General features: G+C 48.6%; 21 protein-coding genes and 2 riboswitches. Of the genes, 17 read left to right on the forward strand and 4 right to left on the reverse strand.

The window, feature by feature from the left end:
• Nucleotides 1-131 precede the first annotated feature (131 nt).
• Nucleotides 132-234: riboswitch (SAM riboswitch) on the forward strand.
• A 378-nt stretch (nucleotides 235-612) separates the two neighbouring features.
• The 6 genes from MAMMFC1_RS12835 (at nucleotide 613) to MAMMFC1_RS12860 (ending at nucleotide 6,371) form a co-directional block, all read left to right on the forward strand.
• Nucleotides 613-1,539, forward strand: coding sequence for a HesA/MoeB/ThiF family protein (locus tag MAMMFC1_RS12835; RefSeq protein WP_324332200.1), 927 nt, complete (start codon nucleotides 613-615; stop codon nucleotides 1,537-1,539).
• A 71-nt stretch (nucleotides 1,540-1,610) separates the two neighbouring features.
• Nucleotides 1,611-2,474 (forward strand): 4Fe-4S binding protein, encoded by an 864-nt coding sequence (locus tag MAMMFC1_RS12840; RefSeq protein ID WP_126308881.1) that lies wholly within the window; start codon nucleotides 1,611-1,613, stop codon nucleotides 2,472-2,474.
• On the forward strand, nucleotides 2,435-2,719 hold the full coding sequence (locus MAMMFC1_RS12845; RefSeq protein WP_232035446.1) for a sulfurtransferase TusA family protein: 285 nt from the start codon (nucleotides 2,435-2,437) through the stop codon (nucleotides 2,717-2,719). The genes MAMMFC1_RS12840 and MAMMFC1_RS12845 overlap by 40 nt, the downstream gene beginning before the upstream one ends.
• A 220-nt stretch (nucleotides 2,720-2,939) precedes the next feature.
• Complete coding sequence (locus tag MAMMFC1_RS12850; protein WP_126308883.1) at nucleotides 2,940-3,764, forward strand: acyl-CoA dehydratase activase; 825 nt, start codon at nucleotides 2,940-2,942, stop codon at nucleotides 3,762-3,764.
• Between the two features lie 22 nt (nucleotides 3,765-3,786).
• Nucleotides 3,787-4,896 carry a double-cubane-cluster-containing anaerobic reductase gene (locus tag MAMMFC1_RS12855; protein WP_126308884.1) on the forward strand — a complete coding sequence of 370 codons (1,110 nt, stop codon included), beginning with the start codon at nucleotides 3,787-3,789 and terminating at the stop codon, nucleotides 4,894-4,896.
• A 188-nt stretch (nucleotides 4,897-5,084) separates the two neighbouring features.
• On the forward strand, nucleotides 5,085-6,371 hold the full coding sequence (locus MAMMFC1_RS12860) for a homocysteine synthase (protein ID WP_126308885.1): 1,287 nt from the start codon (nucleotides 5,085-5,087) through the stop codon (nucleotides 6,369-6,371).
• A gap of 81 nt (nucleotides 6,372-6,452) precedes the next feature.
• Here MAMMFC1_RS12860 and MAMMFC1_RS12865 read toward each other — a convergent pair whose 3' ends face one another.
• Nucleotides 6,453-7,001, reverse strand: a complete 549-nt coding sequence (locus tag MAMMFC1_RS12865) for a GNAT family N-acetyltransferase (protein ID WP_126308886.1) — start codon at nucleotides 6,999-7,001, stop codon at nucleotides 6,453-6,455.
• 213 nt (nucleotides 7,002-7,214) lie between these two features.
• Between MAMMFC1_RS12865 and MAMMFC1_RS12870 the strand changes: the two genes are divergently transcribed.
• Together MAMMFC1_RS12870 and phoU are read left to right on the forward strand one after the other, a co-directional pair.
• Complete coding sequence (locus MAMMFC1_RS12870; RefSeq protein ID WP_126308887.1) at nucleotides 7,215-9,869, forward strand: phosphoenolpyruvate synthase; 2,655 nt, start codon at nucleotides 7,215-7,217, stop codon at nucleotides 9,867-9,869.
• A 239-nt stretch (nucleotides 9,870-10,108) separates the two neighbouring features.
• Nucleotides 10,109-10,804 carry a phosphate signaling complex protein PhoU gene (gene phoU / locus MAMMFC1_RS12875; protein ID WP_126308888.1) on the forward strand — a complete coding sequence of 232 codons (696 nt, stop codon included), beginning with the start codon at nucleotides 10,109-10,111 and terminating at the stop codon, nucleotides 10,802-10,804.
• 269 nt (nucleotides 10,805-11,073) lie between these two features.
• Here the strand turns inward: phoU and MAMMFC1_RS12880 are convergent, their stop codons facing one another.
• Nucleotides 11,074-11,628, reverse strand: a complete 555-nt coding sequence (locus MAMMFC1_RS12880) for a rubrerythrin family protein (protein ID WP_126308889.1) — start codon at nucleotides 11,626-11,628, stop codon at nucleotides 11,074-11,076.
• Nucleotides 11,629-11,908: 280 nt separating this feature from the next.
• Here MAMMFC1_RS12880 and MAMMFC1_RS12885 point away from each other — a divergent pair, with 280 nt between their 5' ends.
• A complete protein-coding gene (locus MAMMFC1_RS12885) occupies nucleotides 11,909-12,649 on the forward strand; it encodes an ABC transporter permease (RefSeq protein WP_126308890.1) in 741 nt (246 codons plus the stop codon).
• 304 nt (nucleotides 12,650-12,953) lie between these two features.
• On the opposite strand, the gene MAMMFC1_RS12890 is transcribed toward MAMMFC1_RS12885, so the two are convergent.
• Complete coding sequence (locus tag MAMMFC1_RS12890; protein WP_126308891.1) at nucleotides 12,954-13,763, reverse strand: hypothetical protein; 810 nt, start codon at nucleotides 13,761-13,763, stop codon at nucleotides 12,954-12,956.
• A 340-nt stretch (nucleotides 13,764-14,103) separates the two neighbouring features.
• Between MAMMFC1_RS12890 and MAMMFC1_RS12895 the strand changes: the two genes are divergently transcribed.
• The 7 genes from MAMMFC1_RS12895 (at nucleotide 14,104) to MAMMFC1_RS22700 (ending at nucleotide 23,561) form a co-directional block, all read left to right on the forward strand.
• Nucleotides 14,104-14,850 (forward strand): sbcc family protein, encoded by a 747-nt coding sequence (locus MAMMFC1_RS12895; RefSeq protein WP_126308892.1) that lies wholly within the window; start codon nucleotides 14,104-14,106, stop codon nucleotides 14,848-14,850.
• 6 nt (nucleotides 14,851-14,856) lie between these two features.
• Nucleotides 14,857-14,997 (forward strand): hypothetical protein, encoded by a 141-nt coding sequence (locus MAMMFC1_RS21515; protein WP_158618762.1) that lies wholly within the window; start codon nucleotides 14,857-14,859, stop codon nucleotides 14,995-14,997.
• A gap of 239 nt (nucleotides 14,998-15,236) precedes the next feature.
• Complete coding sequence (locus MAMMFC1_RS12900) at nucleotides 15,237-16,151, forward strand: glycosyltransferase family 2 protein (RefSeq protein ID WP_126308893.1); 915 nt, start codon at nucleotides 15,237-15,239, stop codon at nucleotides 16,149-16,151.
• A 39-nt stretch (nucleotides 16,152-16,190) separates the two neighbouring features.
• Nucleotides 16,191-19,481: a glycosyltransferase gene (locus MAMMFC1_RS12905; protein ID WP_126308894.1), complete on the forward strand. Its 3,291-nt coding sequence runs from the start codon at nucleotides 16,191-16,193 to the stop codon at nucleotides 19,479-19,481.
• Between the two features lie 258 nt (nucleotides 19,482-19,739).
• Nucleotides 19,740-23,015: an O-linked N-acetylglucosamine transferase family protein gene (locus MAMMFC1_RS12910; RefSeq protein ID WP_126308895.1), complete on the forward strand. Its 3,276-nt coding sequence runs from the start codon at nucleotides 19,740-19,742 to the stop codon at nucleotides 23,013-23,015.
• 53 nt (nucleotides 23,016-23,068) lie between these two features.
• On the forward strand, nucleotides 23,069-23,428 hold the full coding sequence (locus MAMMFC1_RS12915; protein ID WP_126308896.1) for a hypothetical protein: 360 nt from the start codon (nucleotides 23,069-23,071) through the stop codon (nucleotides 23,426-23,428).
• Nucleotide 23,429: 1 nt separating this feature from the next.
• A complete protein-coding gene (locus tag MAMMFC1_RS22700) occupies nucleotides 23,430-23,561 on the forward strand; it encodes a hypothetical protein (protein ID WP_269471835.1) in 132 nt (43 codons plus the stop codon).
• Nucleotides 23,562-23,667: 106 nt separating this feature from the next.
• Here MAMMFC1_RS22700 and MAMMFC1_RS12920 read toward each other — a convergent pair whose 3' ends face one another.
• Nucleotides 23,668-24,471, reverse strand: coding sequence for a hypothetical protein (locus MAMMFC1_RS12920; RefSeq protein WP_126308897.1), 804 nt, complete (start codon nucleotides 24,469-24,471; stop codon nucleotides 23,668-23,670).
• Nucleotides 24,472-24,740: 269 nt separating this feature from the next.
• Nucleotides 24,741-24,855, forward strand: a riboswitch (TPP riboswitch).
• 104 nt (nucleotides 24,856-24,959) lie between these two features.
• Here MAMMFC1_RS12920 and thiC point away from each other — a divergent pair.
• Nucleotides 24,960-26,261, forward strand: coding sequence for a phosphomethylpyrimidine synthase ThiC (gene thiC / locus MAMMFC1_RS12925; RefSeq protein ID WP_126308898.1), 1,302 nt, complete (start codon nucleotides 24,960-24,962; stop codon nucleotides 26,259-26,261).
• The last annotated feature ends 164 nt before the right edge of the window (nucleotides 26,262-26,425 follow it).

The following is a 26,425-nucleotide window of genomic DNA, read 5'->3' on the forward strand; positions in this document are numbered from 1 at the left end:
TCGCTTTTTTTAATCTTGTTAGGGATACACTGGAAGCAAATTAAGTAATAAAGCAAAATTAAGCAAAATTAAGTAATATTGACATTCAATATTTCCTGTGCTAAAATTGTAACTAATTGAATGAAAAATGGCTCTTATCCAGAGTGGTCGAGGGACTGGCCCGATGACACCCGGCAACCGGCAGGCAACTGCAGTGGTGCTAATTCCAGCAGGAGAAATCCTGGCAGATAAGAGGAAGGTGTGAATTAACCCCTTTCCTCGGAAAGGGGTTTTTCTTAATTCCGGCCGGACGGTGGGCAGCATTTCGAAACCATAGCAGAAAGAGGGACTATAATGATAAACAATCTTCATTCCATCCCTGAAGAACAAAAAACAACCGATTCCGATCCAGAGAAACCCAAATATAGTACGGAAGTGACTATCATAATACGTGATGGACAAGTCATAAAATTTGACCAGAAGATTAGACTGCCTTCCGTAGAATGCACAAATGGTGACGGAATATAAGAAAAATATGTTTTTATGGTATTTATTTTTTAAATGTGGTATTATTAATTCTGAAAATAAAGTATTGAGCAACTGATTAGAAAACTAAAGGCTAAAAGATTTTCTGTGCGGGAGTCTTTTAGTCTTTCCTATTATATTTATGTCAGTCTTGCCGCAATGCTGGGCGTAAACCTTGTGGGGCTGGGAGTCGTAATGATGCGTTTTATGGGGGCGGGGAGTATGAGTTTTTCCAATGAACAGATGGAGAGATACGCAAGACATATTATTTTGAAAGAAGTCGGCGTCAGAGGACAGCAAAAGCTGCTGGCATCTAAGGTGTTAATCATCGGCACCGGCGGCCTGGGCGCGCCGGCGGCCATGTTTCTGGCCGCTGCCGGAGTCGGGACCATCGGTTTGGCAGATGGCGACGCGGTGGAGCTAGCCAATCTTCAGCGGCAGATTATTCATCTGACGAAGGATATCGGCAAGGCCAAGGTACTGTCGGCCCAGGAAACAATCAACGAGATAAACCCGGATGTAAAGGTGATTATGTACCAAAAAGCGGCTGATGCGAGCAACGTAGTTGATATAATCAAGGACCGGGACTATGACTTCATCATCGACGGTACCGATAACTTTCCGGCGAAGTTCTTAATCAATGACGCCTGTGTTATTACCGGCAAGCCTTTCTCTCATGGGGGCATTATCCGGTTTCAGGGACAGACTCTGACTTATATTCCGGGGCAGGGTCCTTGCTACCGGTGTATATTTCACGCTCCGCCGCCGCCTGATGCTGTTCCCACCTGTAAGCAGGCCGGGGTATTGGGGGTAATGGGAGGCGTAATCGGAACCATTCAGGCAACGGAAGCCATTAAATATATACTGGGCGTCGGAGAACTGCTAAATGGTTATGTTCTTACCTATGACGCCCTGGAAATGAATTTTCGGAAAGTAAAGCTGCCACGGGACAGTAACTGCCCGGTATGCGGCGAAAATCCGTCCATCACCAAACTTGCCGATTATACGCACCCGGCATGCGAAGCCTGCATCTAAAGAAGGTGTTGGACTGATAATCGCGAATAAGCTCAATATCAAAAAATAATTGTTAGTCGAGGGGGATCATAATGGCGCAAGTTAATTACCAGGAACTTAAAAAAGGCGGGTTCATGAAGCAAATTCAGAAGGACCGCTTTTCCCTGCGGTTAAGGATTGTTGGCGGACATATCACGGCCGAACAACTGAAAAAAGTCTATGAAGTTGCCCAGCAGTATGGACAGGGCTATATTCATATGACTTCAAGACAAAGTATTGAAATACCGTTTATTAAATTAGAGGATATAGATACAGTGAAAAAAGCCTTAGCAGAAGCAGGAGTGCAGCCAGGGGCCTGTGGACCGAGGGTTAGGACAATAACCGCCTGTCAGGGGGCCACGATTTGTCCCCACGGTCTTATTGACACTACGGCACTTGCGAAGGAATTCGATGAGCGATACTATGCCAGGGAACTTCCCCACAAATTCAAACTGGGGATTACCGGCTGCCGGAATAATTGTCTGAAGGCCGAAGAAAATGACCTTGGTGTAAGAGGTGGAACCGAGGTTAAGTGGGACGCCGGTAAATGTAATTTTTGCGGCCTGTGTGAGGCAGTCTGTTCTGCAAAGGTTATTCAAGTTAACCAGCAGGACAAAAAGCTTTCGTTTAAAGACACGGATTGCATCTTTTGTGGTAAATGCGTAAAAGTCTGTCCTGCCGGAGCATGGCAGGGGAAGAGCGGCTTTATCGTTTATTTTGGCGGGCTTTACGGCAAGCAGATCGCCATTGGCAAGCAACTGGAACCACGCTTGCTTTCCAATGAAGAACTCCATAAAGTGGTGGAAGCCACTCTTGAATTTTTTAAGCAGTATGGAAAACAAGGTGAAAGATTCGGCAATACTCTTGACCGGGTAGGATGGGATTTGTTTCGCCGGCAGTTGGCAGCGGCATTATGAGCGATAAAAGGGCAGATGCGTTAATAGATATAACCGACGTGGTTTGTCCCGTTACCTTTGTAAAAACCCTGGTTGCGCTTGAGGAACTTGCAGACGGTAAGATTCTTGAAATCATAATGAACGACGGTGAGCCTATATTGAACGTGCCCCGAAGTCTCAAGGATGAGGGCCACAAAGTTATTAAAGCCGAAAAGCGAGACAATGGGACATACTCGGTGCTGGTAGAGAAGGGCAGTTTAAAGTAGAAGCCGGTTTCCCGTCTGGGAAACCGGCTTCTACTTTTTAATGACCTTTTATTAGTCTAACAGAAAGTATAAATACTTTCTATATCCTGATCCTGCTTTTGCTAGAGGCAGGATTTTTGGCGATAAACGCGAATATCAATTTCGTATTATAAATTTAATTTATGGCAGTAATATAATTAATAATGATTAATTAATCATTCTCCTGGTCGTGGTGGTGGCTATGAAATTATCAGTTGTGGCCGGAATCGATATTGGCTCGGCGGCAATAAAACTTACTTTATATGACGGAGTGCAGATGGCTTATGCAGCTCGCCTTTCCGGTTGGAATCCGCGGGAAGCCGCTCTTGATTTGCTGCGCCGGGAAACTGCGGCTTGGGGTATTGCAGTTGAAGACCTTGTCTGCATTGTGGGAACAGGCTATGGAAGAATTAATTTTCCCCTTGCTCACAAGACAATGACTGAGATAACCTGCCATGGCCGGGGAGCAGCTTATATGGTACCGGGAGCAGCGACAGTGCTGGATATCGGCGGGCAGGATGCGAAAGCCATGCGGGTAGATAACACCGGCAAGGTAACCGACTTTGTTATGAATGATAAGTGCGCGGCTGGTACCGGTAAATTTTTTCAAGTTATGGCCGGTGCTATGAATCTGGATATGGCAGGGCTCAACGAGTTGGAATTGAGTCCGGGGGAGGAAGCCTGTACTGTTAACGCCATGTGCACCGTATTCGCCGAATCGGAAGTGATTGGCCTGGTAAATAAGGGTAAGTCCCGCCAAGCCATTTTTGCCGGGCTTTATAAGTCTGTCGCCAACCGGGTTGCAGCTATGGCGGCCTCTGTTCAATTGGCGGCTCCGGTTGTGTTTACCGGCGGTGTATCGCAAAACCGTCATATGCGCCGGGAACTGGAAGAAAAGTTGGGAGTGGAACTGATAGTTCCTTCGCATGCTTTGTATGCCGGATCAATAGGGGCGGCGCTGTGCGCGTGGGATTATTCCCGGTCAGTCGGGATTAAAGAGCGTGCTTCACAAAACACGCAAGCTTAATTTTAATTTAGGAGGAATTTGCATGTCTGATCCATTTACTATGCTAAAAAATGTGAAAGAAACCGGCAAAAAGGTAGTTGGCTTTTATTGTGTCTATGCGCCGCAAGAACTGGTGCTGGCTGCGGACGCATTGGGCTTTTCACTGTGCGCAACAAAGGAAGAGCCGATTGCTGACGGCGAAAAGACGCTGCCCAGGAATTTTTGTCCGCTCATAAAGTCGTCATATGGTTTTGCCGTAACCGACAAGTGTCCGTATTTTCTTCACTCCGATATTATTATTGGGGAAACAACCTGCGACGGGAAAAAGAAAATGTTTGAACTTATGAGTCAGTTTAAACGGGTGCATGTGATGAAAATGCCGCAAAGTTATTCGGATGATTCCGACAAACAATACTGGCTGGCGGAAGTGAAAAAGCTCAAAGGCATTTTGGAGGACGAGCTGCAGACTGAGATTACAGAGGACAACATGGCACAGGCCATAAAAGTGCTGAATAACGAACGCAGGCTGATGCAGCAGTTGTCGGAATTCATGAAGCTTGATCCGGTTCCCCTGTCCGGCCAGGATTTTCTTAAACTGTTATGGGGCCGGAACTTTGTTGTTGACCGGGGAGAATTTGCCGCGCAGATTCATGACATCATCAATGATGTAAAGGACAGTGTCGCCAAAGGTGAATCTGCCTTTCCCCAAGGGGCGAAACGCATTATTGTAACCGGTGTTCCTACCGGTATGGGCGCCGAAAAGGTCATCAAGATTATTGAGGACTGCGGCGCGGCAGTGGTTTATATCGAAAACTGCTCCGGTATGAAACAGTTTGTAACCCTGGTTGACGAAAATCAGCCGCCGCTTGCAGCCATCGCCGAGAAATATTTGTCTACGCCTTGTTCCTGTATGAGTCCCAATCCCATTCGGATGGACAACATGGTGAAGCTGGTTGAGGAGTACCGTGCCGACGGGGTGGTGGATATCGTCTGGCAGGGCTGTCATACCTATAATGTTGAAAGCCGGGTGTTAAAGGAACACCTGAAGAAAAACGGTAATATTCCTTATTTGCATGTGGAAACCGACTATTCGCAAGGCGACGTGGAACAGATCAAGACCAGGGTCCAGGCCTTCCTGGAAATGGTGAATTAGGGCCGGAAGCATATTGACAAGGATACGGGCCTTATGCTAGTATTTTACATAGTACATATCCTGATAATTTAATATTTGGCTGATTAGATACACTAAAGGCCAAGGAATTGCTTCGTTGGTAATTCCCTGGTCTATTTATTTTTCCTTGCCCAGCTTACCGGCATAATTAAAAAATAGGGGGGCTTATTATGGCATTACCAGAAAACTTAAGATTCGACACCATTGCAATTCACGGTGGTCAGGAGCCTGATCCCACGACTGGATCAAGAGCGGTACCTATTTACCAAACCACATCTTACAATTTTCGCGATGCGGAACATGCCGCCAATCTCTTTGGCCTGAAAGAGTCCGGCAATGTTTATACCCGTATTATGAACCCTACCACCGATGTTTTCGAGAAACGCATTGCGGCGCTGGAAGGCGGCATCGCAGCGTTAGCCTTCACTTCCGGTCATGCCGCAATCAGCGCGGCTATCTTCAATATCGCCCAGGCAGGGGATGAAATCGTCAGCTCATCCACCCTGTATGGCGGCACGTACAACATGTTTGCCTATACCCTGCCGCGTTTGGGAGTTAAGGTAACCTTCGTAGATCCCAGTGACCCCGAAAACTTTGCCAAGGCCATTACTCCTAAAACCAAGGCTCTTTATGCTGAAACCATCGGTAATCCGAAGATTGACGTACTGGATATTGAGAGTGTGGCCAGCATAGCGCATAACAATGGGATACCCTTGCTTATTGACAATACCTTTGCCACGCCGTATCTCTGCCGCCCCATCGATTTTGGCGCCGACATCGTGATTCATTCGGCTACCAAGTTTATTGGCGGGCATGGGACGTCGATGGGAGGCGCGGCAGTTGACAGCGGTAAATTTAACTGGGCCAACGGCAAGTTCCCGCTTCTTTCCGAACCGGACCCCAGCTATCATGGCCTTCGGTATACGGAGGCTCTCGGACCACTGGCCTATATTATTCGTCTCCGGGTGCAAATTCTGAGAGATCTGGGCGGAGTTCTCAGTCCATTCAACAGCTTTTTATTTTTACAAGGTTTGGAAACTTTACACCTCCGGCTTGAACGGCACAGCCAAAACGCGCAAGCGGTTGCTGAATATCTGGAAAAACACGAGCTTGTATCCTGGGTAAGCTACCCTGGCCTTCCCAGCCATCCGGACTATAAGCTGGCCCAAAAATACCTGCCTAAGGGCGCAGGAGCCATTTTAACCTTTGGTATCAAGGGCGGGCTGGAAGCCGGCCGGAAATTCATTGACAGCCTGAAACTGTTCTCGCTGCTGGCGAATGTGGGTGACTCAAAATCTCTGGTTATTCACCCGGCCAGCACTACTCACTCCCAGCTCACTTCCGAGCAGCGGACGGCTGCCGGGGTATCGGACGACCTGGTGCGTTTATCCATCGGCACAGAAGACGTGCAAGACGTCATCGACGACCTGGGGCAGGCTCTGGCCGCAACCAGGTAGAATGAGGTAATTTGTTGCAACGGCTGAACCCCTGTTTGCCAAGAAACAGGGGTTCAGCCGTTGTTGTGTCTTTGAAACGTTTTAGAGGGTCTTTAGAACATCCCCAAGGGACGGGCATTCTTCCCGCAGCAGGGAAAATAATTCCAGGTCATGGTACTGACCACGGTTGAACGTAGCTTTTCGCAATGTTCCCTCATGTTTGAAGCCGCATTTTTCCGCTACCCGGCTACTGGCTATGTTGCCGGCCATACATGTAATTTGGAGGCGGGGAATGGGATAAAGAGCAAATAAGTAGGATGAAAACAGGGAAAGGGCTTCGGTCATGGTACCTTTGCCGCGGGTTTCCTCCCGGAATAATTGATAGCCAATTTCATAGCCACAGCGGTAATGGGCATTTTTAAAGTAAGATATTTCGCCGATTATCGTATTGGTTTTATCAGTGATCAGCATTTTACCGAAGTTTTTGCTCCAAAATCCGGTTTCAGCAAATTCCTTTTTAAGATTTGGCTCAGAAGGCAGGAGTACCGACCAAAATTCGCCCATTTCTCTGAGCCTGCTGGCTAAAGCAAATAGTTCAGTAAGATCATTTTCAGTTACTGTCCGTAGATTGATATTTTTGCCTTCAATCATACTGCCACCTCCATACTACTACTTCGTGATAATATAAAATAAAAGGTAAACTTAAGAACTATTATATAATTGCTTGTTATTATTATGACATGAATATAATTTCTAAGCTAGTCCCAAAGCTGCCGCTAGAATAAAAATCATATCAATAACGTTACAAGCCGGACAACCGGTTATACTATTAAAAAATGAAATTGTAACAGGAGGTTGACGGCTGTGGGGCAGTATGTTCTATTTTTTAATGAACTAAATAAGGCAAGCGTTGGCGTAGCAGGCGGGAAGGCAGCCAATTTGGGGGAATTATACCAGCTACCGGGGGTTCAAGTTCCGCCGGGATTTTGCATAACGACCGCAGCTTATCATGATTTTGCCGAAGATAGTTCCCTGCTGCCGGAACTATTGCGGCTTTTGGAGCAAGTGGATGCAGCGTCCCCGGACATTCTGCGGGAAGCAGGGGAATCTATCAGGTCCCATCTTGAGAGCCTCGCCATTCCGGCGGCGATTGAGGGGGAGATTTTTGCGGCTTGGGAAAAAACCGGCAGTGATTACGCCTATGCCGTTCGCTCAAGCGCTACGCTGGAAGATCTTCCGGGAGCCTCGTTTGCCGGGCAGCATGATACTTTTTTAAACATTCAAGGCCGGGAAAACATTTTGACCCATGTGCGCAAGTGCTGGGCATCTCTGTTTACCGACCGGGCCATATTATACCGCAGGCAAAACGGCTTTCAGCATGATAAGGTACGGCTGTCGGTAATCGTTCAACGGATGGTATTGCCGGCGGCAGCGGGGATTATGTTTACGGCTGACCCGGTTACCGGCAACCGTAAGGTGGTATCCATAGATGCAAGTTTTGGTCTGGGAGAATCTCTCGTAGCCGGGATAGTATCGGCCGATTTGTACAAAGTAAAAAATAACAGTATTATTGTCAAACAGATTGCCCAAAAAAAACTGGCTGTTTACGGACAGGAAAATGGCGGCACTACCCGGATAGAAGTGCCCGTTGCTGAACAAAACAAGCCATCGCTTACAGATGAGAGCGTCTTAAAGCTTGCTGCTATCGGAAAAAACCTGGAAAAGCATTTCGGCTCACCCCAGGATATTGAATGGTGTCTTGCGGATAATGAGATTTATATTCTGCAAAGCCGGCCGATAACAACATTGTATCCGCTGCCGCAAACCGATGATCGCAAACTGCGGTTCTATATATCCCTTGGTCACGCACAAATGATGACTGACCCAATTAAGCCTTTAGGGATTTCGGTGCTCAGAACCTTGGCGCCTTTCGGTAAAAAGGGCAGGTTGGCTGAAAGTCCTTTTCTGCAGGAAGCCGGCGGGAGACTTTATATAGATATCACCAATCTGCTGGCGAATCCACTTGGCCGAAGATTGGTACCCAAATTGCTGCTGAATGTGGATGCGGCTATCGGCCGGGCGGTAATGGAATTTACAGCCAGTGACCAGTTTAAGTCGCAAGCGGCAACCAAGTCCTGGTCGAAAACCCCTTATATGATTGTTGGCCTTCTTACCGTCTGGGGCAATGTAATTAGAAATATTATGTACCGCAATAATCCCAGCGTGGTACGAAAGTTAAACGGATTTATCACCGGTAAAGTAAAGGAAAACCAGGCAGGTCTGGCTGAAGTGTCCGGTGCCGACAGAATTCGCAAGATACAAACAATATTGTCATCATTGCTGCCGGCCATTTTCAGGAATATTGCGCAATACCTTGGGGCGGCACTTCTCACTTACAAACTAATAGACGGCTTTTCGCGAAAATGGCTGGGAGACGCACGGGAATTGGGCAGCATCAGCAAATCCCCTCCCGGCAACGTTACCAGTGAAATGGGATTGCAATTAGGGGATATTGCCGATATGGTGAGAAAATATCCGGCTGTTGCGGCTTATTTAAAAACGGCTGCTGACGATACTTTTTTTACAGGTCTGGGTGCAGTTCCCGGGGGGATACAAGTTCAGTTGGCATTCATGGAGTTTCTGGCCCGATATGGCATGCGGGCAACAGGAGAAATAGATATCACCCGGGACCGCTGGCGAGAAAAGCCTACCCAAATGGTTCCGGCTATTTTAAGCCATATCGAGAGCCGGCCGCCGGGGCAGCACCGTTTGGAATTCTCCCGGGGGAAACGGGAGGCAGCGGCGGCGGCTGAGCGGCTGGCGGCACGGCTAAGAAATACAAAATGGGGTTTTTTAAAAGCAAAAATTATGTCTCGTTTCGTTAAAGTCCACCGCGCTTTGATCGGGGTAAGGGAACATCCGAAGTATTTTCTTGTGCAGAATTTGGATATTATTAAACAGGGAATACTCAAGGAAGGGGAAAAGCTTTGCGCTGTCAGTCTTTTAAGGTCGCCGGCAGAGGTGTACTGGCTGTCACTGAGTGAGTTGGCCGGTGTGTTGGAGACAGGTAAAATTGACCGGGGACTTATCTACAAGCGTCAGGAGCAGTTTAAGCGTTATGAAAAATTGACTCCCCCCAGGACGATGACCAGTGAAGGAGAAATCTATACCGGCAATGACAGGAATAAAACAGTGCCTCAGGGTGCTTTCACAGGCAGTCCTGTGTCGGCGGGAGTGGTGGAAGGACGGGCGCGGGTAATTCTCACGCTGACCAATGCCAAAATGAACAAGGGAGATATTTTAGTTACCCCCTTTACCGACCCCGGTTGGACTCCCTTGTTTCCATTGGCCGCCGGTCTGGTCACGGAAGTGGGCGGTCTGATGACTCACGGCGCGGTGGTTGCCAGAGAATACGGCATACCGGCGGTGGCAGGGGTGGATGGAGCTTCCCGGCTGATTAAGGACGGGCAATACATCCGGGTTGATGGGTCCCAAGGTTTTGTTGAAATACTTCAATAAAAGAAAGTATAAATACGAAAGGGGTATTGACTTTTTTTGAATTTAGTATTAGTATATATTTTACTTAAAGGTAAATTCTGGATGTATGAGGAGAGATAAATCTGAATATTATGTAAAAACCGGGATCATAGGTGGCAAAGACGCGATGCAATCGGCGATCAGTCAGAGCAATTTGATTCGTGTCAGCGTTACCGAGTACAGGGGAAATAATTTAAAGACTATTGAAGGGGTGATGTGCCGTGTTACGAGTAAATTATTTGCAGGAATTATCTAATATTAAAAGCTCAATTATAAACATGGGAGACAAAACTACCACGTCGGTATTGTCTGCGGTAGAATCTTTTATTACCAACGACACTGAAGCGGCACTTCGATCACGCCGGTTCGAAAAAGAAGTGGATAGGATGTTCTCAAGTATCGATGAACAATGCATAACTACGATTGCCACCCAGCAACCGGCAGCTACAGACTTGCGTTTTCTGATATCCAGTATAAAAATTGCCGGTGAGATTGAACGTGTGGCTGACTACGCCAATAATATTGCCAAAATTGTTCAGAAAAAATTTCCCAGGATAGAAGGAAATGCCGTCAGGCTTCTTGCGCCCCGGATTAAAAGGCTGGGTAATTTAGCAACACAGATGTTGACTGATGCAATTCATGCTTACCGTACTAATGATGCAAACCTGGCGAGTCAGGTTTGGGGGCAGGATGCAGCGGTTAACCAGTTAAATAAAACATTGCTGCAAGACCTCGTGCTGATCAATACAACCAACATAAACCAGCAGGAAGTACTTGCCGATTATAACGTAACTATCCGCTATATCGAGCGAGTGGCGGACCGGGCGACTAACATAGCTGAGGCAGTATTCTACATTGCCACCGGATATTCGATGAGAGACAGAAAAGAAGGTAATTTAACTGCGTATATTTGTTAAATTTTATAAAACTTCGATGGAATGAGCCTTTATATTATGTCGCATTAAAGAATTGATATCCGGGTATTAGGATCGCGTCGAAGCGATTCCAATACCCGGATATAATTTCAATTTTTTTACGTTTTTTTATGGGTTCCATATATATGGAATCCAAAAATGATTTTCTATTAATCGTAATGCTAGGAACGCTTCGACGCTGCCGCTTAACCTACGCTTATCCTAGCATTACGATTGTAAATCATTTTTGAAAACTATATAGATAAAATATGTTAAAATGATTTGTATTTATCTTTGGGGGCGCCGCAAATCGGACATTTATCAGGTGCTTCATTGAGAATGGTATGGCCGCAGAACGGGCAAACATGAACCGAGTTGATTTGATAGTCTTGGCCTGATTTAGCCGCATCCTGGGCTTCCTGAAACAGCTTGGCATGAATTTTTTCTGCTTCTAACGCCCAGTGAAAGGATTTTTCAGCACCGCGTTCTTTTTGGAAACGGGCAGTTTCCAGATATACCGGATACATTTGATTGATTTCGTGAAGCTCGCCGTTGATAGCTCCCTGGAGGTTTTCAACTGTCTTCGTGTTGCCGAACACTGCGCCGGCGGCTACGGTAAAGTCACCCTTCTGCTCGGAAAGTTCCCGGAAATGGTTTTTGGCATGGGCCCATTCCGCATAAGAGATTGCCTTAAACAATTTGCCGATATTGGGCAGCCCCTCTTTTTCGGCAACGTCACCCCAGATCAGATAACGCATATGGGCCATGCTTTCACCACCGTAAGCTGAACGCAGGAAATCGGCTGTCATGGCATTGTTTACACTCAATGTAACTCCTCCTTTATATATAATTTGGATCAAAGATGTAAGAATGACTCTCATATTTTGATCCTTAATAACGGGTTATTATACCCATTATATGTCGTGCTGATTAAGATACCCGGCAGGAATAGTGGATTTTAGCCCGAATTTAGTATTTAAGCGTTCAACACATGCGTTCACACATGAATGCGGCAGAACTTTACTGATGTATATAATACTCTATGGGAGCAATAATTCCTGCAAAATAATAACTATAATCTGATAATAATTTTGAAAGGGACTTTCTATGCTTTATGACATATGGACAGTTTTCTGGCGTGATTGGATTGTTTTAAACAGGCGCATGTTCAAATTTGTGCTTTCGCGGATGATTAGCCCAATATTATATTTGGTAGCCTTTGGCCTGGGCTTTGGCCGGGGGGTTCAGGTCGGCGGCGTTAATTACCTCGACTTTATCGTTCCGGGGATTATGGCGCTCAATGCCATGAATATCAGCTTCAGTGCCGTTGGCTCGCCGTTAAATATGAGCCGTTTATATCATAAGACACTGGAGGAATACCTGATTGCTCCCATTTCGCCGGTGGCCTTTGTGACCGGGAAAGTGTTGGCCGGAGCCCTGCGAGGCCTGATATCCTGCAGCGTCATCGTTGCTTTGGCCTATTTGTTTGGCGCCCGGTTTATCATGACCGGCTGGTTTCTGACAGCCTTGACACTAACGTGTCTTCTCTTTGCGGCAATGGGGCTGGTGGCTGCCATGCTGATTAATTCCCATGAGGATATGGCCAACTTCAGCACTTATATTTTGCTTCCCATGTCCTTCTTATGCGCTACTTTTTTTTCTCCGGACCGGCTGCCGGTTGTTTTTCGTTATATTATTGAACTGCTGCCTTTAACTCACGCAACCTACACTTTACGCATCATCAGTTCAGGCGGGGAACTTCCCCTGATTTCTCTAGGTGTATTACTGTTATATACCCTATTGCTATTGGGTGGCGGTGTTTGGACCATGATCCGGGTACGGGATTAGATTTAATCGGCTTAAAGTAGGGAACTGCTTATAAACCGTCATCTGCGTTGTTGCTCCTGCGGTCCTCACTCCAGCGTACAACCAGTACGCTTCCGTTCCGGTCCTCATCGCGCCTAGACGGTCTGACTATGATTGATCATAAATGATTATCAAGTTGATTTCAATAAGTTTGTTTCATATGCAACGGTACCTGACGATTTCTAAGCAGTTCGTGGCATTTCGATAAACTGAACATACAAATTTAATCGGATAAAATTTAAGCCCCGCTCCGTAAGGGAGCGGGGCTTTTTTTCTTATCCAGTCTCTACTTGTCAAGTTCATACCAGAGAATATTAGCATTCAACATCAGCTGGTTGTTATCGTTCAAAGCGTCTGTTGTGAATTGTATGGCGATATTATGGCCGGGAGGGACAATGATTTGACCTTGGACATCTACGGAAAATTGGCCGGATGTATGGCTGATTGCTAAAACCGGGGTGCCGTTGACCATGCCTTCCAGCCGGGAAACCAGCATGATACTGTTATTGGGGTAACCAAAATTCATATTACAGGGTGTCCCCTGGGCAGTTCCTCTCGTCTGGACATCCCTGTATATCATTGTTCTTAGTGCCGGTACGTACGCGGTAGAGGAAAGGGCGGGTACATTGCCGCCGGTGATTTTTTCCAAATAAAGAATGCGGCTGGAAGTAGACGGATTATCAATGATATAGGCCAGCGTTAACAGGTTTTGGTGTAAGAGACCGGTGTCCGCAACGGAATACAGTCTGCCGATTTGGGAGTAAGCAGTGGCATTCAATGTGTTATGCTGGTCAACTCCAATAGGGCGGGCTATGGTGTCGACACTTTGATCGCGAATTTGGACCCGACCTTCACTGCCGGTTAGCCGGGGGGTATCGGGAAGCTGGGATGATGCTATCAATATCAATAGGCGGCCCTGGTCATCGGTGCGGACGGGATGAATTTTTCCGTTACTGTCTTGGCCCCAAATCACTGTACCGTTGTCAGCGGGAGTTAGGTATACATAGCAGGTCGATTCCGTCGGATTTGCAGCGGCAGAATTCCCTTGGCCACAAAATAGAACGCCGGGTGCGGCAGTTTTATTAATTTTATTCAAAGTGGCTCCCTCCTAACCTTCCTTTTTGCCTGAACACTTTTTTAAAAAGTTAAGGAGCGCCGTTCAGTTGGCCAATAATGTTTGCCGGTCGGTGCATCAGGGGAGAAAGGATGGTGTGTGACTTACTAATCTTACTATATTCTATGTGGCTGATCGTCTTACGGTTACATAAGCTATCTGAGTTAAGCGCTGTTATTTCATAGCAGCAATTCTTTCATGCCACATATATAGCACATTTCTTTTTTTGGCATATATTAAAGTATATTTCAACTTATTGGCTGGTAATTTGAGAAAGGAATATGGTCAGGACAACTTTATTTTGGAAAAGGCGGTGAATGTTATGGCGCCGAAGAGTGGGGCAAAGGAACAAATGACCGCTTCCCGGGATTCCTGCCAGGCGGGATACTTTCTTGTATCCGGTCCGTGTGACCTGGCGGAAATCCTTCGTAAGCCCGGTCAAGTAAAAGAATTCAAAGGTATGGGGGAATGGGTGCCGCTGGGGCCAGACCCGGGACCTCGCTGTCCAGACCCGGAGGATGATGATCAATATGCCACGGTTGACGCGGGTGAGAACCTTTTTGGGGAGAAAATAACTCAAACGTTGGTCGACATCCGGGGAGAATTAAGTCGCTTACAAGAGGACCAGGCAACCAGAATGAAAGATTTGCAGGAACAGTTAGCTATGATACAAAGGGACAGTGCTGCGCGGAAAATGGCGCGGAGCAAGGAAGATGAAAGCCGGCAAAAGACTGTTGTGGATTTATTGAATCTGTTGTTAGGTGAGATCCGTATTCTTAGGCAAACTATATTGCAGGAGCGTAAGAACAAACCTGCTGATGAAGCCGGACTGGGATCGCAGCAACTAGCCGATTTATTGGCACAAGTAAAGGAATTGAAAGGTCAGTTGGCTGAGGTGAATGTAACTCATCGGCAGGCTGAGAATGAGATGAAAATTGCTCAGGCGGAGTGGATAAAGGAAATGGATGAAAGGGAACATCGCCTGGTCGAGTTTATGCACTCTCTGCCGGTTAATAAAGGCGCTTTACTACAGGAAAACGCCTGGTGGCAAAAACTTTTGGGGATGTAGGAGGCTGTGAAAAACTCCAAAGCCAAAGCCATTGCCATTGCCATTGTTACCCTGGCGATTGGGGAGAATTATTTCTGGCGATGGAAAGATTACTGTGAGGCAAACTGGCAAGAATATGCCGCTAAGCACGTTTATGACATAATCTAAATCTGCATTGACTCGCCCCTGGACAATTCAAGCCGTGCGGCGGAGCGGTCGCCGACCTGGCAGAAGTGCCTGATATTGAGTCAGGACTGGTCAAGTACTTACGAAAGAGTTGTTTGGCTTCCTATATCGAGTTTTTAGAGCATTATGTGTATTTTCGCAAAGGGTGAATACAGGAATAGTAATAAGGAAAACGGCAGTGCGCCAGCGGGGTGACTGTCGTTTTTTCAGGAGATGGGAGCATGGATGAGTTTGAATTAACTACGCCTGTCATATTTATGGTTTTTAGACGGCCGGAAACTACCAGGCAGGTTTTTGAACAAATCCGGCAGGTCAAACCCAAACAATTATTGGTTATTGCTGACGGCCCGCGTTCAAATAGACGGGGCGAAGAAGAAGAATGCCAGGCTGTGCGGGCGGTCATCGACACCATTGATTGGGATTGTGAACTCTTAAAAAACTATGCGGACAGCAACCTGGGCTGCCGAAGCCGGGTAGCCGGCGGTCTGGATTGGGCATTTGAGCTGGTAGAAGAAGCCATCATTCTGGAGGATGACTGTGTGCCTCATCCGTCGTTCTTCCTTTATTGTCAGGAATTACTGGCACGATACCGGGATGACCGGCGGGTCATGACTATTTCCGGCAACAATTTTCAGTTTGGAAGACGTCGGACTCCTTACAGCTATTACTTTTCCCGGTTTCCCCACATGTGGGGATGGGCTACCTGGCGACGGGCCTGGCAGTGGTATGACGTCACCATGCAATACTGGCCGGAAATCCGTGACGGAAACTGGCTGTCCGACATAATGGGAAGCATGTGGGCGGAATGGCGGGACAGGCAGATCTATACCCTTATCGGCAATCAGCAGGCGCTGGAGTATTGGCAGGCTGTATTTGAGGCCACGTATCAAGGGGAAATTGACACCTGGGACTATCAGATGACTTTTGCCAGCTGGCTAAACAATGGGCTACATATTTTGCCTGACCGTAATTTGGTCTCCAACGTCGGTTTTGGTCCTGAAGCTACACACACTAAACAGGCGGCAGCTTGTACGGCTTTACCGGCGGTTGCCATGGAATTTCCGCTTCGGCATCCTCCTTACGTGATCCGGGACGCTCAGGCCGACAGCTTTACCCAAGTGACTCATTTTGGCTAATATGGTTTTAACGTAACACAGTAAGGGAGGATGAGGCGTTTGCGTGTAGCGCATATCAATCTTTTTGATTACCCCGGGGGAGCGGCCCGCATCGGCTGGATTCTTATGAATGCCCTAACGGACCGGGGACACGACGCCCATATTTTTGCCCACCGTAAAACCGTCAATGATCCCCGGGTCATAGCCATACCCACGCCGGAGACTTCCTGGCAGAATAAACTTTTGGAGCGGGAAAGGCAGCGGGGGTTGTTTGATCTAAGTTCCACCGCCCTCCTGGGCGTACTGAGACACCCTGTTTTTGCGCAGGCGGATGTGATACATTTGCACTGCATCAATGGGGGATATTTCTCATTCTGGCTGTTACCCTTCCTGGCTGCTAAACCCCTGGTATGGACGTTGCATGATCCTCTCGCCTTTACTGCCGGCTGCTATAACACCGATTTCTGCAATCAATGGCGGCAGGGAATGTGCGCCGATTGTCCGCTTGATGCGCAGGCAGGAGACGGCAAGAAGCAGCGGCAACTGCTGCAATTGATGAAAGGTTTTATCTTTCGGGCCGCGGATTTTACTCTGGTGTGCCCATCCCAGTGGTTGAAAAAGCAAACTCAGGCCAGCATTTTGAAGGACCATCCTGTGCATTTGATTTACAACGGTGTGGATGTGGAGACCTTTAAGCCGGGAAACCGGTCTTTATTGCGGACCAAACTGGGATTGCCCCCGGATAGTCCGATTATTATGTTTGCCGCTCATGGCGGGTTTAACGATCCGCGCAAAGGAGGCCGATATTTAATTGAAGCTCTCAATATGCTCCATGGCCAATATCCGGAACTGGTGCTGCTGAATATAGGCACTTATGATAAATCCATTTTGGCAGGACTGCCGACACGCCGCATTGATATGCCATTCATTGAGGATCAACGGCTCCTGGCGGAATTCTATGGGGCGGCGGATTTATTTGTGGCGCCGGCTTTGCAGGAAGTGTTCGGTTTGACGGTATGTGAAGCTCAGGCAGCCGGTACGCCGGTTGTTGCTTTTGCTGTCGGCGGCATACCGGAGGTGGTTGTTCACCGGGAAACAGGGTATCTGGCAAAACTGGCCGACAGTGATGATTTGGCGAGGGGAATCCGTACTTTTCTGGACGATGCCGCCTTGCGGGAACGGGCCGGCAATGCGGCCCGGCTCAGAGTTGCCACCCTGTTCAGCACCAAGCACATGGTGGATGGTTATATGGAGCTTTATAACGCATTGATGCGCGGCGAAAATCCGCCGGTGTTGCCCGTTGCGTCCGGGCCGCTCCCGGCGGTAAAAACGGCAGAGACGGATATGATTATGATCGCCGATATGGTTAAGGAAAAAAGCTGGAGTGAGGTATGGCAAGAGTTCCGCCAACGCTACAACCGGTTTGCGGAAAACGAGTCTGAAGCCCGGGGAATCTTTACGGACCAGTTTTGTTGCAATTGTTTGGCGGCGCTTGAATCTGTTCGCCAACCTGCTTTCTGGGATATTCTGGATACCTGGCTTTCCTGCCGGAATATGCCGCTGCGTTCCGGTACCCTGTCTGCCGCCGAGTTCGGTGAACTGAAGCGGTTCTGCCAATTCTTACGGGAAAAGCTGGATGAGTATTTAGCCGGTACATCCCTGACGGAACTGGCGGCGTTGGATGAAAAATGGCAGTGGCTGCTTATCACGCTATGGCGTCTTTTATTTCTGAATTTTTTCTCCCCGCTGGTGTTGCAGCAAGCCGGTGACGGCCAAGGGGAAACAAACGTTGCGGCCGCCGGCTGGAGTGATGAAAAACAAGCTGCCGGCTATCCGGGATTGATGCAACGCAGCATGTATCAGCCTTTTATTACCGACAAGGAGTCCATTGATGTGGAAGAGTTGTGGAATGATGCCGGCATACCGATTTGTGTGAAATTGATATTAACATTCTGGCTGATTCATACTCCCTGTTACGGCGTCGGGGAGAAACAGCGGCAAAAGCTGGTTAACTACGCGCCGGTTTTATGCCGGGCGGCCGATATGTATTTGCGGCAGGCAAAGCAGCCCAGTATTTTTATTGGCCTATTACAGGAAATGACCTATGCTTTATGGCTGACCTCTTATGCCGGCGGGAACAGCCTCAAAGTCCTGTCCCCCTTCGGTGATTTTGTCAACAGCAATATGAAACGGTTTTTTCCTGAATACCCGGCCGCCAAGCCTGAGCGGTGTCAAACCGGTGAGCAGGGGAAGATCAGGATCGGGTATATTTCCCGCTGTTTTTACAGTCAGGCCGTAAGCTACTATATGATGAACCGGGTTATTCACCATGACCGGTCGAAGTTTGAAGTCTATACCTTCGCCCTGGGACCCACTCAGGACAAAGTAACCGAACAGTTCATTTTTAATAGCCATTGTTTTAAGCGTTTTCCCGACCCTTATGATATCCATAACATTGCCAAATCCATTCTCGGCAGCCGGCTTGATATCCTGATTTATGCTGACATTGGTTTGGAACCGGCTCTATTTATGCTGGCGGGACTTCAACTGGCGCCGGTGCAGTGCGCCCTGGTCGGTCATGGCACCACAACCGGCCTGCCTACCATTCAATATTATATCAGCGGGGATTTTGAACCGGCGGACGGACAAAGCCATTACCGGGAACAACTCATCACCTTGCCCAATTTGGGGGCGGCCCAATATCCGCCGCCATTTTCCGGGCAGGCTCTTGCCAGCCGTAAAGACTGGAGTATACCGGCGGACGTGATAGTTTTTGTATCGTGCGCCAACGGCATCAAGCATATCCCGGAGCGGGATATGCTGCTGGCGGAAATTTTAAAGCAAGCGCCTAATGCCTGGTTGATTCTAAACCCCTTCTACGACTCTTCCGGGCTTGATAACCGGCTGATGGAACGGATTCGGAGCACGGCGGCGGCCCGGGGGGTAAGCGACCGGTTGTTTATCATCAATCCCCTAAAAGATGCCAAAGAGGTCATGTCCCTCTTGGCAATTGCCGATGTCCAGCTGGATACCTTTCCCTATGGCGGCTGGACCACCAATTTGGAAGCGTTATACATGGGGCTGCCGCTTGTTACCCAGGAAGGGACCATGGCCCGCAACCGCTGGGGAGCCCACATGCTGAGAGCCCTGGGAGTGCAGGAAGGGATTGCCGCTAACGAAAGTCAGTACGTGGAATGGGCAGTCCGCTTTGCCCAGGACCACAACCTGCGCCAAAAAGTCAAAACCCAAATTGTCCAGCACGCCAAGCCCACCCTGTTTAACGGAAAAGAAGCCCAGGCAGCCTACGAGGCGGTTTTATGCGAAATATATGACAGGCACTGTAAAGAGTAATATAGTTAGTAGTACTCAGACCATCGATTGCCACGAACTGCTCAAAAATCGTTAGATACCGTTGCATATGAAACAGACTTATTGAATATCAACTTGATAATCATTTATGATCAATCATAGTCAGACCGTCTAGGCACGACGAGTACTGGAACGTAAGCGTACTGGGATGTACGCTGGAGTGAAGCACGCAGGAGTAACGACGCAGATGGCGGTTTTTCAGCAGTTCCCACCTTAGTTGAGAGCAATGAGTGATAGGAGATGAGGGGTTTGCGGGTAGTCCACATAGACTTCTCTGACAGTCAAAGCGGGGGAACCGGTATTGCCAGGACCCTCATGGAAGCCATGACGGCTTTGGGCCATGACACGGCCCTGTTTTCCCAACACAGTAGGCCGGGTGATCCTCGCTTTATACCGGTTTCCGGTCTTCAATCCGGCTGGCGGCAGCAACTTTTAGCCGAGGAAAAGCGTAAAGGCTTGTTTGATTTGTATTCCGCCGCTGTCCTAGACATCCTTGAGCATCCTTCATTTGCCCAAGCTGATATTGTACATTTGCATTCTGTCAATGCCGGCTTTTCTTTCTTACTGCTGCCATTTCTGACCGCCAAGACGATGGTATGGTCATTGCAGGATACTTATGCTTTTACTGCCGGCTGTTATCACACTGATTATTGCGATTACTGGCGGCAAGGCTGGTGTACCCACTGTCCGGAAGGCGACAAAGGCGAAGGGAGTAAAGCTTGCAAGCTGGTACAGTATTTAAAGGGATTTTCTTTTCAATTGTCCGATTTTACCATAGTATGCCCCACCAAGTGGCTAAAAGATCAGGTGGCGGCAAGCATCCTGCAGGAACATGACATCCGGCTCATACGGAATGGCGTAGATGGGAAAGCGTTTCAGCCGGGTGACAGAGCATTTTTTCGCACCCAACTAGGTCTGCCCTTGGATCGGCCGGTGCTTTTGTGCGATTGCCACGGCATCACCGATTGGGTCCGGGAAGCCTATTGGGCCAATACGGCCCTGCGTAAAGTATGTGCGGCGTTTCCGGATTTGGTGCTGCTAAACCTGGGCGGAACTGATCATTCAACCAATTCGACCAATTCAAGCTTGGCCGGACTGCCGGTTTCCCATATTGACATACCCGTTGCCGTTGACCGACGGCAATTGGCGGCGCATTACGGGGCCGCCGACGTGTTCCTGGCTCTAAACCGCCGGCAAAATGCAACTTTGGCAGTTTGCGAGGCTATGGCCTGCGGTACGCCGGTAGTTGCCCTGGCCGCCGGCGGGATGGCCGAACTTGTTGTCCATGGGGAAACAGGATATCTGGCGCAGCTGGGAGACAGTAAACAATTGGCTGAAGGCATCAACTGTTTTCTCGGCAATGCTGCTCGGCGGCAACAGGCAGGGACCGCAGCCAGGAAGAAAGCGGTGGAAGCCTTTGGCGCCGGGACAATGGTTGACGGCTATCTTGCTTTGTACGAGGAGTTGGGACGGAAGCCGCCGCCTTCCGTCGGACGACCGGATGGTAAGAAAAAAGCGCCGGCGGTTTCCGCGGGGGAAGAGTATGATTTCCATCAGATAGCGGCGATGATTGCGGAACAGGGCTGGGGCTGCGTTTGGCAGGAGTTTGGCCGGCAGTACAATAGTTATAAAGGCCAGTCGGCGACTCAGCGCGCGATTTTTACCGACAAGTTTTTCCGGCATTGCCTCTTGCTGCTCAAGGACGTCGGCAATCCGGTTTTCTGGGATATCATGGAAAAGTGGTATGGCTATCGTAAAATGCCGCTCCGCAATGGGAACTTGCCTGATGATGAATATCAGGCCCTCCTAGAGTTTTGCCGTTCCCTAAGGGAAAAACTCAGGCAGTATTTTGAGCGAACTTCGGTGGAGCATGTTACCCAATTGACCGAGGAGCAGCAGTGGCTGCTGATTACATTATGGCGCAGCGTTTTCTTGAACCCCTTTGCGCCGCAGAATCTTGAAGCCGAAAATAACCAAGAGAAGGAAGAAGATGGTGACAGGGGGTATCATCTGGCAAACTGGTATCCGGGTCTCCTGGTAACCAGCCTGTACCAGCCCTTCGCCGGCGGGACCGCAGCTTTAAAAGCCGGGGATGTTTGGAACGCGTCTTTTCTTCCTTTTTTTGCTAAAATGGTTTTTACTTTTTGGATGATTAATACTCCTTACTTCAGTGGGCGGGAAACCCAGCGGCAAAAATTCCTAACCTGCGCCACCGACTTGTGCCGGGAAGCTTTGAACCATGTTCAGCACCGGCTGCCAAGCGTTTTTGTCGCCTTGGTGCAGGAATTCGTCGCCAATTATTGGAGCATTTCATATTTGGGCGGTAATAACATCCAATCGTTGTCCGCTTTTGGTGATCTGATTTCAACTCATATGCAACATTATTTTCCCCGCTATGCCGCTTTGAATTTTAGTGACCGGAAACCCGGCGCCGGCCGCAAAATCCGCGTAGGTTATATTTCCCGTAATTTTTACAGTCAGGCGGTCAGTTATTATATGGTTAACCGTCTCATTCATCATGATAAAAATCGATTTGAGGTATATACCTTTGCTTTGGGGGATACCCACGATGAGATTAGCGAGCTTTTTGTCAAGCATAGTGACCGGTTTCAGCGTTTCAACAATCTGTATGACGTGCCTGCTATTGCCCAGAGTATTACGGACAGTGAGCTGGATATTCTTATTTACACCGACATTGGTATGGACCCGGCCACCTATATGCTGGCCGGACTCCAACTGGCGCCTGTGCAGTGCGCCCTGGTCGGGCACGGGACCACTACCGGGCTGCCGACAATTCAGTATTATATCAGTGGCGATTTTGAACCGGCGGACGCTGCGGCTCATTACCGGGAAAAGCTGGTGAGACTGCCCAACCTGGGGGCGGCCCAATATCCGCCGCCTTTTGGGCGTCAGAAAATTCTTTCCCGGCAAGCCTGGAACATACCGGCAGATATGGTGGTATTCGTTTCCTGCGCCAACGGAATCAAGCATGTTGCCGGACGGGACTACATTTTTGCCGAAATATTGAAACAGGCGGACAATGCCTGGATCATACTCAAGCCGTGCCATTCAGCAAATGTTGACCAGCGGCTTGTCCGGCGGATTATGAATGCGGCCAAGGAGGCGGGGGTTGACAACAGGCTGTTTGTCGTGCCGCCATTACCCTTTGTTTCCTCCTTGCTGGCTGTCGCCGATATACAATTGGATACTTACCCTTATGGCGGCTGGACTACCAATATGGAAGCGTTGTACGTGGGATTGCCCGTTGTTACGCAGGAGGGAGATATGGCGCGCAGCCGCTGGGGGGCTTATATGCTGAGAGCATTGGGAATTAACGAGGGCATTGCCGCCAATGAGGGTGAATACATTCAGTGGGCGGTAAGGTTTGCTCAGAATGCACAACTGCGTCGCAGTGTAAAACAGAGAATTAAGGAAAGAGCCAGAGATGTGCTGTTCAATGGTTCTGCGGCGCAAGCGGCTTATGAAGAGGCGCTTGCGCAGATGATTGAGCAATAGAGCAATATTGCCCTAAGCATGATCCGTGATGCGCTAAAGGAGTGTGAAGCAAATTGGATTTGGAAATGCTGCTTCAGGAAGGAAATGTTATATATCAGGAAGGTGACCGGAAAATCTATCTGGCGCCGGATGCTGCTACGCTGCAAAAGGTGCTATCCCAAATTCCCGGTAGCGCTTCCGGGGAATACAGCCGAAGCAAATTATGGAATCAGGTGTCAATCGAAGACAGTAACAGGAGCTTGCTGAAGGAGTTATCTATACGGCTCCGGGATGTGGAAGAAAAATTGATACAATTAGACGCTAAGCGGCGGCGAAGGCGGCGGGCGAAATATAGCCTGCGCTGGAGGTTAAAGCGGTTGTGCGGATATCCGGTCAGAGGAATGAAGCGGCTTTTGCGGATGCTGCGCCACTGAAATGGTTCAGAGCACTTTCCTATTTCGCCGGTATCGTTTTCAACGACAGGAGTGTTTGATACTGCAAAAAGGGATATTCGATGCCGGAATCGGCTCGGATATCCCTTCCATGATTGCTTTCATTCGTACGTAGAATTTTGGGTAAAAGTCAGGCAAAAGATATTGACAAAATGCCTGTGGCGGCGCTTTGTCGATATTCAATCAGGATGTAAAAAGTCAGTTTCCCGGTTTTAGACACTCTAGAAGCAGCCTTGTGGAGCTGCGGGGATTTGATGACCGGTGAAATCATTGGAAACAGTGATGCTGACAAAGCCGGCATTTCTTTGTACATCGGTGATTTCGTACGGACGCAGGCCAGTTACCCACAGGTTTTCATGTTTCCAAAGTTTGTCGACAATTTTTCCAGTAATATCCAGATGACGACCGTTAACCGGGTCGTTGAAGAACTCAGCTGCTACCTGGATCAACAGGCTGGAGCCGTCGATTTCTTTTAGCTCGTTAGGCAGCTCATTGGGGCCGACCACATTCACCGGATCGTTGCAGCCGGTGCCAATCGGCGGGAAACGGAAGAAGGTATTGCAAGTCCTGGTAATGCCGACAGGCATGATAATTTGGGGACAAGAAATGTTGGGATGCACAACCAGCAAGTCAACCGCTACGTTGACTCCTTGACAATCCGGCGCTAATTCTTCTGATGCGGCAGTGATAAATACTTCGGCAACGCCGCTGGGCGGGAAGGTAGGTGGGCAGCAGCAGGCTGTACGGGGCCCTAAACGGCAATTGCCGGTTCCCGGAAAGTTAAACGTACAAGAGATATTCTGAGCGCATATGAGACGGACTTCTTCAACAGAGATGTCGTGGCACTCGCAGTTCGGGGTGATGTTGACAGGTGCCAAATCAAGCCCAAAATTGGCCCGGCAATTTGGGTCGGAATGTATTGCACAGCAATCAGTGCAAAGGTTGTTAGGGTCAGAACATGACTCTTGACGAACGGCATTTTCAAAAATGGAAAAGTTGGGCACCTGTAATTTGGTTTGTTCCATTACCAATATCCTCCTTTAGTTTTACTAACATACCGGTTTTGCCGGTACTATTAAATTATTGCTTGGAAAGGGGGCAGTTATAGTGGACTACTAGGGCATAAGAGTGAGTTATGTGTTCTTAGTACATAATATGAGCATCAGGTTGAAATGTGCAAAAACCGATAAAATATTGATTTTGTTAGAGTTTTCCGTAAGCGCGTTTTTGGTACTTTTTTATAATAACCCTTGTCAGCGGCACTATTATGTGGTAAAGTCAAAATTAATAAAAATATAGGCGCTAGGGGGGCCAGATGAGGCTGGCTGAGATATAGACCCGATTCTAAGTCTATGACCCTCGAACCTGATGTGGCTAGTACCACCGTAGGGAAGCGGATGATGATGACAAACGGCAAGCTTACTACGTGCAATCGTATATAGCTCGCCGTTCCTATTTTTTGTTTGTTAATTAATCCTGAATTTCCGGGCATACACAAAGGAGGAGCAGAACTGTGGAATACAATACTCAGATGGACGCCGCCCGCAAGGGCATTGTTACCAAACAAATGGAGATTGTGGCTCGCAAAGAAAAAATGGATGTTAACCGGCTGCAGCAACTGGTAGCTGCAGGAAAAGTTGTCATTCCCGCCAATAAAAATCACAAATCCCTGGATCCGGAAGGTGTGGGAAACGGTCTCAGGACTAAAATCAATGTCAATATTGGGGTGTCGAAAGACTGCTACAACCTTGATTTGGAGCTTGAAAAAGCAAAAAGAGCCATTGAACTCAAGGCCGAAGCCATTATGGACCTGAGTTGCTATGGCAAAACGCAGGAATTCCGTCGGCGGTTAATCGCCATGGCGCCTGTCATGATTGGTACGGTGCCTATGTATGATGCCGTCGGCATGCTGGATAAAGAATTGAAAGATATTACAGTGGATGAATTCTTCAGTGTAGTGGAACGACACGCTGAAGATGGTGTGGATTTCATGACTATCCATTCCGGTATTAACCGGGCCACTGCCGAAAAGGTGAAAAACAACAGGCGTCTAACGAATATCGTGTCCCGCGGGGGATCCTTGCTTTTTGCCTGGATGGAATTGAATAACCGGGAAAACCCCTTTTTTGAATATTATGACCGCCTCTTAGACATCTGTGAAAGGTATGATGTAACCATTAGCCTGGGAGATGCCTGCCGGCCCGGTTCCATCCACGACGCCACCGACGCGGCGCAAATTGAGGAACTGATTGTGCTGGGCGAACTGACCAAGCGGGCTTGGGCCAGGAATGTGCAAGTCATGATTGAAGGTCCCGGTCATATGGCGATTAATGAGATTGCGGCCAATATGCTCCTGGAAAAACGGCTGTGTCATGGCGCTCCCTTTTACGTTTTAGGTCCGATTGTAACCGATGTTGCGCCGGGCTACGACCATATTACCAGCGCTATCGGCGGGGCTATCGCCGCCGCCAGCGGCGCGGATTTCCTCTGCTACGTTACTCCCGCCGAACATCTGCGCCTGCCTGATCTGGAAGACATGAAAGAAGGCATAATCGCCTCCCGCATCGCGGCCCATGCCGCCGACATCGCCAAGGGAATTCCCGGCGCCCGCGACTGGGACAACGCCATGAGCGCCGCCAGGGCGGAAGTCAACTTCCCGCGTATGATTGAACTGGCTATTGATCCGGAAAAAGCCGGACGCTACCGGGAGCAATCCCAACCGGAATGTGAAGACACCTGCACTATGTGCGGCAAGATGTGCCCGATGAAGAATATGAAGAAGATTTTGAACGGGGAAGATTTGACGATAAAATAGAATGAATAATTGGGCGGCAGAGTAAACTGGGCGGCGGAGTAAACGCCATTACCGGGTCTTAGCCAACGCTCCACCGTGCTACTTGACTTCCGCTTATGGCTAAGACCCGGTAATGGCTGCCGGGAGGCAGGAGTTTTGGCATGGGGACGGTTCGCTTGACATTA

Source organism: Methylomusa anaerophila, assembly GCF_003966895.1.
GTDB lineage: Bacteria > Bacillota > Negativicutes > Sporomusales > Sporomusaceae > Methylomusa > Methylomusa anaerophila.